At 52.2% G+C, this 13,574-nt stretch carries 12 protein-coding genes, 2 tRNA genes and 2 pseudogenes; 9 read left to right on the forward strand and 7 right to left on the reverse strand.

Translation table 11 applies throughout. The annotated features are described in order from the left end of the window. The 3 genes and pseudogenes from POG22_RS10185 to POG22_RS10195 all read right to left on the reverse strand — a co-directional run. Positions 1-81, reverse strand: a pseudogene (locus POG22_RS10185) (RNA-guided endonuclease TnpB family protein); the annotation flags it as partial. Between the two features lie 495 nt (positions 82-576). Beyond that, positions 577-1,857, reverse strand: a complete 1,281-nt coding sequence (locus tag POG22_RS10190) for a pentapeptide repeat-containing protein (RefSeq protein ID WP_498905108.1) — start codon at positions 1,855-1,857, stop codon at positions 577-579. Between the two features lie 730 nt (positions 1,858-2,587). Continuing rightward, positions 2,588-2,669 (reverse strand) — tRNA-Leu (locus tag POG22_RS10195). Between the two features lie 144 nt (positions 2,670-2,813). Here POG22_RS10195 and accC point away from each other — a divergent pair. Further along, on the forward strand, positions 2,814-4,172 hold the full coding sequence (gene accC, locus POG22_RS10200; protein ID WP_498905110.1) for an acetyl-CoA carboxylase biotin carboxylase subunit: 1,359 nt from the start codon (positions 2,814-2,816) through the stop codon (positions 4,170-4,172). 164 nt (positions 4,173-4,336) lie between these two features. Here the strand turns inward: accC and POG22_RS10205 are convergent, their stop codons facing one another. Beyond that, positions 4,337-4,621, reverse strand: coding sequence for a YggT family protein (locus tag POG22_RS10205; RefSeq protein ID WP_017661335.1), 285 nt, complete (start codon positions 4,619-4,621; stop codon positions 4,337-4,339). Positions 4,622-4,828: 207 nt separating this feature from the next. On the opposite strand from POG22_RS10205, the gene psbX reads away from it, so the two are divergent. From psbX to POG22_RS10230, 5 genes are all read left to right on the forward strand, one after another. After that, on the forward strand, positions 4,829-4,948 hold the full coding sequence (gene psbX / locus POG22_RS10210; protein ID WP_017661334.1) for a photosystem II reaction center X protein: 120 nt from the start codon (positions 4,829-4,831) through the stop codon (positions 4,946-4,948). A gap of 142 nt (positions 4,949-5,090) precedes the next feature. Further along, on the forward strand, positions 5,091-6,203 hold the full coding sequence (locus POG22_RS10215) for a Ycf66 family protein (protein WP_063716561.1): 1,113 nt from the start codon (positions 5,091-5,093) through the stop codon (positions 6,201-6,203). Positions 6,204-6,215: 12 nt separating this feature from the next. Then, on the forward strand, positions 6,216-6,776 hold the full coding sequence (locus POG22_RS10220; protein WP_017661332.1) for a TolB family protein: 561 nt from the start codon (positions 6,216-6,218) through the stop codon (positions 6,774-6,776). A gap of 91 nt (positions 6,777-6,867) precedes the next feature. Continuing rightward, complete coding sequence (locus POG22_RS10225; RefSeq protein ID WP_063716560.1) at positions 6,868-7,371, forward strand: TolB family protein; 504 nt, start codon at positions 6,868-6,870, stop codon at positions 7,369-7,371. 2 nt (positions 7,372-7,373) lie between these two features. After that, on the forward strand, positions 7,374-8,798 hold the full coding sequence (locus POG22_RS10230; protein WP_498905112.1) for a trypsin-like peptidase domain-containing protein: 1,425 nt from the start codon (positions 7,374-7,376) through the stop codon (positions 8,796-8,798). Between the two features lie 116 nt (positions 8,799-8,914). Here the strand turns inward: POG22_RS10230 and hemH are convergent, their stop codons facing one another. After that, positions 8,915-10,078, reverse strand: a complete 1,164-nt coding sequence (hemH, locus tag POG22_RS10235) for a ferrochelatase (RefSeq protein WP_063716559.1) — start codon at positions 10,076-10,078, stop codon at positions 8,915-8,917. Positions 10,079-10,379: 301 nt separating this feature from the next. On the opposite strand from hemH, the gene POG22_RS10240 reads away from it, so the two are divergent. Then, positions 10,380-12,185, forward strand: a complete 1,806-nt coding sequence (locus tag POG22_RS10240; protein ID WP_498905113.1) for a M48 family metallopeptidase — start codon at positions 10,380-10,382, stop codon at positions 12,183-12,185. Between the two features lie 27 nt (positions 12,186-12,212). Here POG22_RS10240 and POG22_RS10245 read toward each other — a convergent pair. Further along, a tRNA-Val gene (locus POG22_RS10245) sits at positions 12,213-12,284 on the reverse strand. A gap of 91 nt (positions 12,285-12,375) precedes the next feature. Between POG22_RS10245 and mazG the strand changes: the two genes are divergently transcribed. Together mazG and POG22_RS10255 are read left to right on the forward strand one after the other, a co-directional pair. Beyond that, entirely contained in the window at positions 12,376-13,188 is an 813-nt protein-coding gene (gene mazG, locus POG22_RS10250; protein ID WP_498905115.1) for a nucleoside triphosphate pyrophosphohydrolase, read from the forward strand. Between the two features lie 109 nt (positions 13,189-13,297). Next, positions 13,298-13,453, forward strand: a pseudogene (locus POG22_RS10255) (DUF433 domain-containing protein); the annotation flags it as partial. 10 nt (positions 13,454-13,463) lie between these two features. Here the strand turns inward: POG22_RS10255 and POG22_RS10260 are convergent. Beyond that, positions 13,464-13,574 (reverse strand): transposase (locus tag POG22_RS10260; RefSeq protein ID WP_498903168.1); only part of this gene is annotated, 111 nt, incomplete at its 5' end.

Below are 13,574 nucleotides of genomic sequence, written 5' to 3' on the forward strand. Positions count from 1 at the left end.
GCACACATCTAAAATGTGTTCGATGTCTGAAACCTGCTCCGCCGTTGGCTCTAGCTTGAATTCCCACATCAGGTTTAGCATGAAACTATCTTAGCTTAGAAAATAAATATTTGTTTCCTAGGCTTAAGCGAACTACTCCCTCCCGTCGCTTCACCACCCCCCAAGCCCTCGGCTATGGGCGGAGCACTGCGACGGATCTTGGTAGAAATTTCTGGCGTGTGGAGTTCCACGATACAGAGCTGCGGATGAGTTTGTCGAAATCGACGCCGGAACGGGAGCGATTGGGACAGTTTTTGGGTAGTGATGAAAGTAATGCTATTTGGATGCTTAAATCCTTCCGTGGCAAGGATTTTGACTGAACAGCATCATTAGAGTGCAGCACTACCTTTGTTTTAACCTCAAGCAATTTTATGAATTTACAAATAAAAATTGTTTGTTTTGGTTATTTTTCTATCTGGTGTGATTATTTTCCAGCCAATTGCTACAGATTTATCAGCCGTTTTAAAGTCTATTGAATCACTGAAATCAGTTTCTATTAAATCAGTAAATTCCAATTGTGTCAAAGTAAGTTTTGATTTAGAACAATTCGTACGAGGCATCTGTCTTAGTCATGTTTCCATTTGAAGTAATTGTTTTCCAGCCCATTGCTCCAAGTGTATCAGCGGATGGAAAGTTCGAGCTACTAAAATCAGCTTCTACTAAATTAGTATGTTCTAACTGTGTAAGAGTAAGCGTTGTTTTAGAACAATTCGTACGAGTCAGGTTAGCATAGTTTAAATTTGCCTGTGATAAATCAGCTTCACATAAGTTCGTATGACTTAAATTAGCAAGTACTAAATTGGCACGAACTAAATCGACTCCCCTTAAATCCGCATCTCTTAGTGTAACTCCTCTTAAATTCGCTTCAGTCAAATTTGCTCCAACAAAAGAAGTTGAATCCATATTGGCTCCAATCGCATCCACTCGATATAAATCAGCGACATCTAATCGCGCACAATCTAACGTGGCTTCTTTGAGTTTTGTATCCCGTAACGTCGATCCTGACAGATCTGCATATGATAAGCTGGCTTTTTCAAGGTTGCTATTGCTTAAGTCTGATTCAGTCAAACAAGCATGACTTAAGTTAGCTCTTTGTAAATTACTATTCGACAAATTAGATTGCCGAAGATCTGCAAAACGCAATGTGATGTCTTTTAAATTTACATCACTCAAGTTGACTCTGCTTAAATTAGCCTTGCTAAAATCTCTTTTTCCCGCATCATATTCTTCTAATAGTTTTTGCCGTTTTCGATGAGCCTCGCCAAATTCATTGAGATCGTGATTTAAATAATAAGATAGATCGCGGAAGCGATCTAGTACGAAGAACCCAAAGTAAGCGCCTTCTAGTTCGGCTGTTTGCAAGTTAATAGCTTGACTTAATTTAGAAAACCTAAGATCGGCACACCTTAAGTTTGCCTTCCAAAAATCAACATTTTCAAAATTTGAACTTTTTAGATTTGCACTTTCCAAATTTGCTTGACGCAAGTTGACATTGTACAAGCTCGTTCCCGCTAAACAGGCTCTTCTAAGATCGGCATTTTCAAAGTTTACTCGGTCTAGATAACATTGAAAAATCGATCCTTTTAGATTTGCACCTCGAAAGTTTGCCTTATATAAATTAGTTCCGTAAAAGTTTACTCCTAACAACTCTGCATTTTTAAAAATAAATCCTTGAGTATTAATACGAAAAGATTGAGAGATTTTTCCGGCTTCTTTTAATCGAGCAACTTTCTCTAGCAAATCAAATTCTCGCAAAGAAATTCCCCTAAAGTCCTTTTCTCCCGCTTCACATCGTTTAATGAATTCTTCGGCATTCATAGGTTAGCTTTTATATCCATACTATCTAATATCGTATTAGAGTAACATTTGCTTGATGCAGACATCCGAAATAGATACAAATTTTAAAGTACCCGATAGAATTTAGTCTGAATTTCGATCGACCATTTTCTCTATTCTATTACCATTAACGATCCAATATGACACAAGGAATTCACACGATGGGAAGATCGAATCGGATGGACGATCGCATTTAGAATCATCTTACATTTCCTCTCCCGCACGAAGCCACCCTTCAACGTCCTCACGAACCGATTCGTACCCGAGAGCGAGGAAAACACCTCAGATCGATCGCCACCAGTTAATATTTGAGAAACAGAGATCCGCCCGAAATTATCGAACGGCGACGAAGTCGAATCCCCACACCCCCGCTTCCATCGGATTCTGTCACCTCGAGAGTCTCCAAAATCCCCTGCAATGCTGCCTCGAACAGGGTTGACTGCGTTTTGAGTATGGGGCGATCTTGGGTTATGGCTCGATCGCAAACGCAGTCAAAGGACGCTTACGGGGATGGTGAAAGCTCAGAACGATGACTTTCTGGGAATCTTCACGGCGAGGGAATCGTCTATGAGAACTCGATATTGTCCGTGCTTGCTCCAAGCGATCGCCACGATCGCACACGGATTGCTGGTTTTGACAAGGATACAAAAAAAGAGAGGCAGCTCGTGGCTACCCCTCTTCTCTATACTCATTTCGACAGCAAGTCGAACAATGCGGATGGCGAGACTCGAACTCGCAAGGATTGCTCCACACGCCCCTCAAGCGTGCGTGTCTACCAATTCCACCACATCCGCGTGGTATCTGCGCGGTTAACGTTTTTTAACCGCACTATGGTAACTTAACATAGCGACGAGTTAATTGTCACTATTTTCGGAAAATTTTTTCGTCGCGTCCGATCCGGCTTCCGAAATCCCCGCATTGCCCCTAGACACTCAAAGATGCAGTTCTCGAAAATTCTCATTGCCAATCGAGGAGAAATCGCCCTTCGCATCCTCCGTACCTGCGAGGAGATGGGCATTGCAACCGTTGCGGTGTACTCCACGGTCGATCGCCACGCCCTCCACGTCCAACTTGCAGACGAAGCCGTCTGCATTGGCGAACCGTCGAGCAACAAAAGCTATCTCAACATCCCCAACATCATCTCGGCAGCCCTGACGCGCAACGCCACCGCCATTCACCCCGGTTACGGTTTCCTCGCCGAAAACGCTCGATTTGCCGAAATCTGTGCCGATCACCAAATCGCCTTTATCGGGCCCTCTCCCGACTCCATGCGACAGATGGGGGACAAATCCACCGCCCGCGAAACCATGAATCGCATCGGCGTCCCCACGGTTCCGGGGAGCGACGGTTTACTCCGCGACGATCGCGAAGCCCTGGCTCTGGCTGAAAAAATCGGCTATCCGGTGATGATTAAAGCCACTGCTGGGGGGGGCGGACGCGGAATGCGCCTGGTTCGCAATGCTGAGGACTTACCGAAACTGTTTATGGCGGCCCAAGGGGAAGCTGAAGCCGCGTTCGGCGATCCTGGCATTTATATGGAGAAGTTCATCGAACGCCCCCGCCACATCGAGTTTCAAATTCTGGCAGACCAATTCGGAAACGTAGTCCACTTGGGCGAACGGGATTGTTCGATTCAGCGGCGACATCAAAAACTCCTCGAAGAAGCCCCCAGTCCCGCACTCGATCCGAAATTACGTCAGAAAATGGGTAAGGCAGCGGTCAAAGTCGCCAAAGCGATTAATTACGTCGGGGCGGGAACGGTGGAATTTCTCCTCGATGCGTCGGAAAATTTCTACTTTATGGAGATGAACACCCGAATTCAGGTCGAACACCCGGTCACGGAAGCCATTTGCGGGTTGGACTTAATCGCGGCTCAAATTAAGGTGGCTCAAGGGGAAAAGCTGCCCGTGACTCAGGGCGAGGTGGAGTTGCGGGGACACGCGATCGAATGTCGTATCAACGCCGAAGATCCCGATCGCAATTTCCGCCCCCACCCCGGACGCATCAGCGGTTATTTGCCCCCTGGCGGCGTCGGCGTGCGCGTGGACTCCCACGTTTACACGGATTACGAAATTCCCCCCTATTACGATTCGCTGATCGGCAAACTCATCGTTTGGGGACCGACTCGCGAACGGGCGATCGCTCGGATGCGTCGCGCCCTCCGAGAATGTGCCGTCACGGGAATCCCCACCACCATCGGCTTCCACCAAAAGATTATGGAAACCCCCGAATTCCTCGAAGGTACGGTGTACACCAACTTCGTCGAAAAGTGGATGGAGAAAAACAGTGAACAGTAGTAGGGTGCCGTGACGCGGCCGGAAAATGTGGCTGAAATCCGGTTAATGTTGTCTTACCGCGTCACGCACCGCTTTTACAGCGAGCAGTAAGCAGTGAGCAGTGGGGACAGTTTTCAGTTCACAATTTCTCCCCCTCTCCCTCTCTCCCCTTCTCCCCGGCCGAACTACCGCATCATCGTCAACAACCCTTGTTGACCGAGGAGAATTTCGCGAATTAGGCTAAAAATCCCAACCCATATAATGGGCGAAATGTCAACCCCCCCGAGAGGCGGAATAATTTTGCGGGTGGGGGCGAGGAAGGGTTCGGTGGGAATCGCCACCAGACTGAAGGGGAATTTTTGCAGTTCTGCTTGGGGATACCAGGTGAGAACGATGCGGATAATCATTAGGAGGATAGTTAAGCCTAAGAGAACGCTCAGGCTCAAACTGACGAGGTTTAGGGTACTCATTCGATCGCTTTCAATTATTAAGCTTTGTAACTAATTTCTGAACTCTATTGTATCTCGCTCTCGGGGCGATCGATCCCTGTCGAGACAGTCAAAGCGCCCTAACCTAGCAGTTCGAGAGCGGTTCGGCGGAAACTGTCTTTCCAAGCGTGCCTCAAATCGTTAAACTTAGTAAAGAATTATTTTGTATCGTTTGAGGAAGCGCGTTTTATGACCCCCTCTTTGATGAACTTTTTCTATAGCCTGATTGCTGGAGCCGTTATCGTTGTCATTCCGGCGACGGTGGCGCTAGTTTTCCTGAGCCAACAAGATAAAGTTCGCCGCTCTTAATTCGGCGTTCTTACGAGTTGGCGTCAGCAGCAGGCTCGACAAGCTGACGGTGGGCATTGTTGCTTCTCATTTGAGAACGTCGCTCGCCTTGGAGATTGTCTGTGTAAATCGCTAAGATGAGACTGATGTAGGAGAGAGGCTAATGGTAAACATCGCATTAGGCGGTCGCGGCCTGCTGCACGTAACGAGCGTTCGACCCGTCCTCGCCCAAGTCGCTTACGGCTTCGGGTGGGGCAGTTTAATGGGCATTGCCCTGGTGATCTGTGGCGTGGCGCTGTACCTGCTGCGATCGACGCGTCCTAATCTCGCTCGCGATCACGATATTTTCTTCGCCGCCGTGGCCTTGCTGTGCGGTGGGATTTTGTTTTTCCAAGGATGGCGTCTCGACCCCATTCTTCAATTCGGTCAGTTTCTGATGACGGGATCGGCGGTATTCTTCGCCGTCGAAAGCATTCGTTTGCGCGGGATCGTCACGCAACAGGCGAAACGCAACACGCCCATTGTGGACGAAGAACGGGAAGTCAGCCCCGACTATCAAGCTTACGAGTACGAAGCGGAGTTCGAGGAAATCGAACCCTACGAACCTTATCCGCCCAATCGTCGCATTCCGGGGAGTCGCGATCGCCGATCGCCTCGGGAGTCCTATGGCTACGAAGACGAACCTCGACGCCCCCCGACGCGGCGCAGTTCTGGAAGCAGCGGTCGCCGTCCGCCATCGGATACGACGCGCAAACCCCCTCGTCGCCGTCCCCCGAGTTCTGGCGGCCGTCCCCCGGTGAATTTAAACGACGATACCTGGGGTGATGCGGGATACAGCGATGTCAACCGTCCACCGAGTCGCCCGTCTCGCCGTCCGCCGAGTCGCCCGTCTGGTACGAGTCCTTCGCCATCCCGCCGTCCGCGACCGTCTCAACCGCGCCCGACGCGACCGAGTACGGAAGTCGAAGCCACGTTAGCGGACGACGACTACACTTCGAGTTACGGGCGATCGCCCTCCCGTCCGCCCCAAGACGAGCCGGACGTGACCACGGCGACTTACGAAGAGTACGAACCGCCCAAACCCTCGAGTTCGCCCCGCGATGCAGACGTTAACCCGGATTTCGATGAGGAACCCCGTCGTCGTCCTCCGACGAGTCGCACGCCGAAACCGCCTGTGGACGACTTCGACGATTTCGGGGAACCGGACGTGGCGAGCGATTACAATCCCTACGACGACGAACTCGAAGAAGACAATTCCAGTCAGTTCGATCGATAGTCGCGAGGAACGTTGGCAGGAACGCAAGAGGCGCAGACAAGACCCGTCAAAGACTGGCTGAGACGGTTGGGGACGCGAATCGGACTCGGAATCGCCGTCTTAGGACTCGGCAGTTGTACCCCGACGAGTCGCCCCCAACTCCCCGTCGCCCTCAACAGCTATTACACGGACGAACAGCCCGCCATGAGTGGAGACGGGCGTTTTTTGGCGTTCGTTTCCAACCGGGACGGAACCCGCAGTATTTTGCTGTACGACCTCCAACGTAAGCAGTTCGCGCAGTTGCCCCGACTCAACCGCAAGGACGCGATCGCCGAAACCCCCAGTCTCAGCTATACGGGGCGCTATTTAGTCTACGTGGCTAGCGATCGCGGCCGTCCGGAAATCGAGCTGTACGATCGCATCACCCAACGCACCCAAGTCCTCACGGGGGGTTATCGCGGCTGGGTTCGCAACCCCAACATCAGTTCCGACGGGCGATACGTGGTGTTCGAGACGGGACGGCGGGGACAGTGGGACATCGAAATTATCGATCGCGGGCCCGGTATCGAACTCGATCGACCCAATGGCAGTTAAAACAGCGTCACAGCCTTGGCGCAAGATGCCAAAAAAACGCCACAATGGAACTATCTCGACGAATTTTTTTGTGAAATTCCGAACCTGGTTGATGACGATGGCGATCGCAGCCGTTTCGAGCGGGTGTGCGGCGTATCCTCGCCTCCTCAACACCCCCTTCGATCCCGGCGGACGCAGTTTGAACTCTCCGGCCGCGGAAACGAACCCGGACATCGCCGGACGGTACATCGTGTTCGTGTCGGAGCGGGAAAAACGCCAGGATATTTACCTATACGACTTGCAAACCCAACGTACCATTGCTATACCAGGGTTAAACTCCCTGGCAACGGTGGCCGAACATCCCGACGTCTCGGCCGACGGGCGGTACATTGTGTTTGCGGGCAACCGTCAAGGGCGATCGGGGATTTTCCTTTACGATCGCGAAATCCGCCAACTGCGGAACGTCACCGACAGCCTCAACGCCACCGTTCGCAATCCCAGTATCAGCGACGACGGCAAGACGATCGCCTTTGAAGCTAACCTCAACGGTCAATGGGATATCCTCGTCTACAACCGTTCGGGTCAACCTCTCGATTTACCGACGCCTCCCCGTTAACCATGACTTCTCGACTTCTCCGTTTCGCTGCCTCGAGCCTTCTCGCAGCCGGACTCGCCACGGTCGCGATCGCGTCGCCGACTCCCTTGGCCCCTCGACCTGCCCTCGCTCAAGATGAAGACGAGCGGACGAACATTCGCGTCTACGAAGAAGCCAGTCCCGCCGTCGTCGCCATCGTCGCCGGAGAGGGAACCGGAAGCGGCAGCATCGTCACCTCTGACGGTCTCGTTCTGACTAACTCTCACGTCGTCGCCAACGCCGGACGCACCGTCACCGTCCGTCTGGCCGACGGTCGGGAATACGTCGCCGACGTCATCGGCTTCGACCCCAGCGGTCAAGACTTAGCTGCCTTACAAATTCGTAACGCTCGCAACCTCCCCACCATCGACATCGCTCCGATCGACTCCGTACAGGTGGGACAGCGAGCCTTTGCTATCGGCAGTCCCTTCGGCTTTGAAAATACCTTCACTGTCGGTATTGTCAGCCGCATCGACCCCAACGACGGCACGATTCAAACGGACGCGGCCATCAACCCCGGAAACTCCGGCGGACCGCTACTCAACTCGGACGCCGAAATGGTAGGAGTCAATACGGCGATTTTCACCCTCGGCCGCGAAGGAGGCAATATCGGCATCGGCTTCGCCATTCCCGTTCGCGACGTGCGATCGTTCCTGGCTTCGGTCGGCGACAACCGCGTGGCGACGACGCCCCAAATCGGCAGTCGGCTTCCGGGTTCCCAACTTCCCCAAACCTTGGCACTCAACGACCCGCCGGTCGACGGAGAACTCGGCAACGGCGACAACGTCCTCCCCGTCGATAACAGCTATTTCGACGCTTATATGTTTGAAGGAAACGCCGGCCAAACGGTGACGCTGGCGATGTCGTCCTTGGAGTTCGATCCCTACCTGATTCTACTCGGCCCCAACGGCAGCGATGTCGCCCAAGATAACAACGGCGGCGGAAATCGTAATGCCCGAATCCACGTTCGCCTACCGGAAACCGGACGCTACATCCTCTTGGCAAACTCCAATCAAGGGGGGGAGTCCGGACGCTATCGCCTCAGTCTCAACAGCGGCGATCGTAACGTCGCACCGTCTCCTCCAACGGGAAACCTGCTGTTACAGGAACGAGGTCAGCTGCAAGCTGGGGACTTAGTCCTCCCAGAAGACGGGAGTTTGTACGATGTCTGTCGCTTTGAGGGACGGGAGGGACAAACGGTGACGGTTACTCTCGAAAGTCCCGACTTCGATACGTATCTGTTGCTGTTGAGCGAAGCGGTTCGACCCATCGCGCAAAACGACGATATTGGACCGGGGAACACCAACTCGGCGTTACAGGTACGATTGCCCTATACGGGAACCTATTTCGTCTGGGTAAACGCTTACGATAACACCGGACGAGGACGGTACGAGTTGACGGTTCGTTAAGTTGGCGACTCCATCGACAATCCCCTCTGTGTCCTCTGTGTCTCTGTGGTGAAAAATTTAACCCGCAACCCTGTAGGGTCGCTGTATGCAACGACCCTACGTTTATATTGCATTTTCTATAAAATGCCCACGAAATGCAGCGGTCCGTATCCAGTAATCAGTTCCGCCATTAAGGCCAAAAAGCCCAACATAGCCAAACGACCGTTCCACCGTTCCGCCGAGATAGTCAATCCCCATTCCCAGCGTTCGGGCGGGTAGAATTTGGTTTGTTTGGGGGGGTGCATGACGCCATCGAAAGTGAGGTTGGGAGCGTTGGCGGCTTCGACGACTAAATCTGCTAAGTCTTCGACGAACATCGGGTGCGTGTTGAGGGCGGGGACGCGGTGGAAGTTGTGGATTCCTGCTTCTTCAGCCAGTTCGCGATATTCCATATCGATTTCTTGCAGGGTTTCGATATGTTCGGAGACGAAGCTGATGGGAACGACAACGAGGGTTTCGACGCCTTTTTCGGCCAGTTCGGCGATCGCATCCTCAGTGTAGGGTTGCAGCCATTCCACCGGGCCGACGCGGCTTTGATAGGCTAAGGTGTAGTCGTTGGGGCGGCCGAGCGTCTCGACGATCGCCTCGGTGCAAGCTTCGATTTCTTGTTGGTAGGGGTCGCCTGCTTCTTCGACGTAGCTGCGGGGGACGCCGTGGGCGCTAAAGAAAATGTGGGCGCGATCGGGATCGGGGAGTCGATCGAGTTCTTTGGCGATCAGATCGGCCATTGCTCGTAAGTAGCCCGGTCGGTCGTACCATGAGGGAACGACGGTATAGTCGACTTTTTGTAATTGGGGGTCGTCTTCCCAAAGTTTTTCGAGGAGGCGGAAGCTCGAACCGCTGGTACTGATGGAAAACTGAGGGTACAGGGGCAGAATGACGAGTTTGTCGAGATCGTCACCGTGAATTTGGGCGATCGCTTCTTCGGTAAACGGATGCCAGTACCGCATTCCTACGAAAACGCGGCTGTCGTATCCTCGCTGCTCCAGGCTCGCTTGCAGGGCGTTGGCTTGTTCTTCCGTGATGCGACGCAGGGGCGATCCGCCACCGATCTCTCGGTAGTTCTCTTGGGATTTTTGCGATCGCATACTCGAAATCAACCACGCCAGCGGTTTCTGCAACCACGGAAACGGTAAGCGGATAATTTCGGGATCGGAGAACAGGTTATAGAGAAAAGGTCGGACGTCTTCGAGCTTGTCCGGACCTCCTAAGTTCAGGAGCAAAACGCCAACGCGACCCATAGCAGCTAATGTTTCCCAAATTTTTATATTCTTTACCAATATTAACAGTATGAGGGGCGATCGACAAGCTCGATCGCCCCTACACCGTAATAATTATGGGTGTTTCGTGTTGTTTGTAACAAAATCTAAATTTTTTTAAAATTTTTCTAAAAAAGTCTTGTCAAATGCCTCGAAATTGCAACTCGATGACAGAACGTCGAGTGGAGAGTTTGGGGAGTATCGCCGTCCTCGAAACGCCATCCAATTCGTTTGTTAAATTAAAGGCAACGATCGAGATAACAATTCCCATTCGGTTAAGGCGATGCACCCTTTAAAAAAACTGCCCCTCATCGCGTTGGGAAGTCTTCTTTCTCTCGGGGGGTTCCCTAGCGAAGTTTACGCTATCTCGCCAACGGTTCGATTGACGAAAACCCTCAAGTTTTCTCGTTCTGAAACGAAAAACACTCCCGAGATCCCCGAGGCGTCCGATATCGAAACGCCCAGCGAAGAACGTGCCGCTCCCGCCGAATCAGAACCCGACCGTTGGGAAATAGAGGGCGATCGCGGCGAGGGAAACATTCCCAAAGCAACAACCGACCCAACCGAGGACGAAGACGATCCCCTATCGAGTTTTGCACCGGATATCGATCGCCTGCAAATTCTTCTCGAAGCCGATCGCCTGTACCTCTCTGGAAATTATACCGACGCCGAAGCCCTGTATCGCCAAGTCAAGCCACCGTTTTCTATAGACATCGGCGAATTCAGGCCGCGAGCCGTACCGTTTTCCGACCCAGATTTACTCTCTCCGGCCGGAGCGGTATACTGGCGCGAATCGACTGCTGGAATCGAACAGGGACTCGAAACGCGCATTTTCGTCCCCCTCGAACTCCTCATCGAAGAACATCCCGAATTTATCCCCGGTTATTTAAGGTTAGCGGCCGTGTTGCGCGATCGCGATCGCCCCGAAGAAGCCCTCGACGTTCTCGAACGGGCGGCGTCGATGTATCCCACCGAAGCGCAACTCGTCGAAACCTATATCTACCATCTCGCCGACGCCGAAAAATGGCTCGAAGCCTCCATCGCCGCCCGTCAGTTTTCGCTGTTGCTTCCCGAACATTCGAGGGCGGACAATTTCCGGGGTTTCGCCGACGAAATGTTTAAAGAATTCCAACGGGATTTACGAGCGGACTTGCGAGAAAGTGCGATCGCCTCAGTTTTCACTGGGGCGTTGAGTGTATTCGCGACGGGTTCGCCTTTCGCGGCCATCCCGACGTTACAACTGGCGTTGCTACTGCTACAAGGGGAAGACACCGTCGGAGAGAAATTCGTCGAAGTCGCCCAGGAACAGCTTCCCCTCGTCGAAGATGTTCGAGTGACCGATTACGTCAACGATATCGGCGATCGCCTGGCCGATTTGACGGGGCGGGACATGGATTACGAGTTTTACGTGATTCTCGACGAGAACGTCAACGCCTTCGCCCTTCCCGGCGGAAAAATCTTTATTCACGCCGGAGCGATTTTGGCGATGGAATCAGAAGCAGAACTGGCGGGGTTATTGGCTCACGAATTGTCTCACGCGGTTCTCTCTCACGGATTTCAACGGATGGTGGACGCCACGATGTTCGGAAACGTCGTGGGGTTAGTTCCCTACGCTGGGGGGATTCTCAACAATTTAATGTTTTTCGATTACAGTCGCGACCAAGAGCGACAAGCCGATATCTTAGGAACACGAATTCTCGCCACGTCGGGATACGCCGCCGACGGGTTGTGGAACGTGATGGTGGAACTGCACGAACGGGACGATTCGCCGTCAATTCCCGCTTGGATTTCGACGCACCCCGACACCGAGGATCGGATTCAGTATCTCGAAACGCTCATCGTGGAGAACGGTTACAACCGCTATGCTTACGAGGGAGTTGAGGAATACGCGCAAGTTCAGGCTCGGGTTCAGAAGTTGATGGAGGATTACATCGAAGAACGGGAAACCGAAGAAGCCGAAGAAGCCGAGGTGATGAATCGGGAGTTAGAGCGTCAGTGGCGACGGGAGCAACGAATGGAACGGATCGATCCCTTCGATTGGTACGGCCGTCCTGGGGAGCGATCGATCCGGATGCCACCGGGGTTTTAGCTTTTGCTATCCTATTCAATTCAAAAATGGGCGGTACTGGGATCGAACCAGTGACATCCTGCTTGTAAGGCAGGCGCTCTACCGCTGAGCTAACCGCCCAGTGAAGTCCTATCATACACCATAGTTACATTCGATCGCAAGTCATTCGCGATCGCGGTACGATCGGCGAAGTTGTTTCGCACTCGACCTCATGTCCGATTCGCTGACTCCAGAAACCGCCACGTTGCAAGCCTTACAGCGCCTCGTCGAAGTCGTCGCCAAACTGCGCGATCCCGACGGAGGATGTCCCTGGGATTTGGAACAAACCCCAGAAAGTCTGATTCCCTACATCATCGAAGAAGCTTACGAAGCGGTAGACGCGATTCGTTGTGGCGACAGCGATGCGATCGCCGAAGAATTGGGCGATTTGCTGTTACAAGTGGTGTTACAGGCGCAAATTGCCCGAGAATACGGTCATTTTACCCTGGCAGAGGTGACAGATGGCATCGCCGAAAAACTGATTCGTCGTCACCCCCATGTTTTCGCCGATGTGGAAGCGAATACTTCTGGGGAAGTTCGACAGAATTGGGAGAAAATCAAAGCCGAGGAAAAGGGGGAATCTCAACCGACACTGACCTCGAAATTAACTCGTTACGCTCGCACGTTACCGCCGCTGACGGCGGGGATGAAGATTTCTAAGAAAGCTGCCGCTGTGGGGTTTGAATGGGAGAACGTTGAGGGTGTTTGGGATAAGTTTCACGAAGAACTCGATGAGTTTCACCAAGCGTTACGTCACGAAAGTCAGGAACGCCAACAGGAAGAGTTGGGGGATTTGTTGTTTGTTATTATTAATTTGGCGCGGTGGTACGACCTCGACCCAGAAGCGGCGTTACATGGGACGAACCATCGGTTTTTAGAGCGATTTGCCAAGGTTGAAGCGGCGTGCGATCGCCCCCTTTCGGAGTATTCGTTGGAGGAGTTAGAAGCCTTTTGGCAAAAGGCGAAGAAATTGTTGAAACAGTGAGAAACGGAACCAGAACCCCGGTGTCTTGGAGATGCCGGGGTCTTATTTCGACTGAGTTCTTTAAATCCTGCTATGCTGGAAGATATATTGTGCGATCGAGCTTTGAATTATGTCTTCCGAAACGCTCTCGAGATACGTGACGCGCAACGCTGAAATTTTGGGCGGAGAGCCGATCGTAACTGGAACTCGTACCTCAGTCCGAGCCATTGTCGGTTTGTGGCGTTTGGGAATTATGCCAGAAGAAATTCTGGCTCTTCCGAACTTAAGATGCAGAATCAATCTGAAAAAATCATAGAAAGCTGACTCCTAAGCTCAAAGTTGCAGAAATTACGAAATCCATAAGCTTTGCGTTTAATCAGCTTTAACTTGTTGTTTAAACCTTCCAC

This window comes from Geitlerinema sp. CS-897 (assembly GCF_028368005.1).
GTDB lineage: Bacteria > Cyanobacteriota > Cyanobacteriia > Cyanobacteriales > Geitlerinemataceae > Baaleninema > Baaleninema simplex.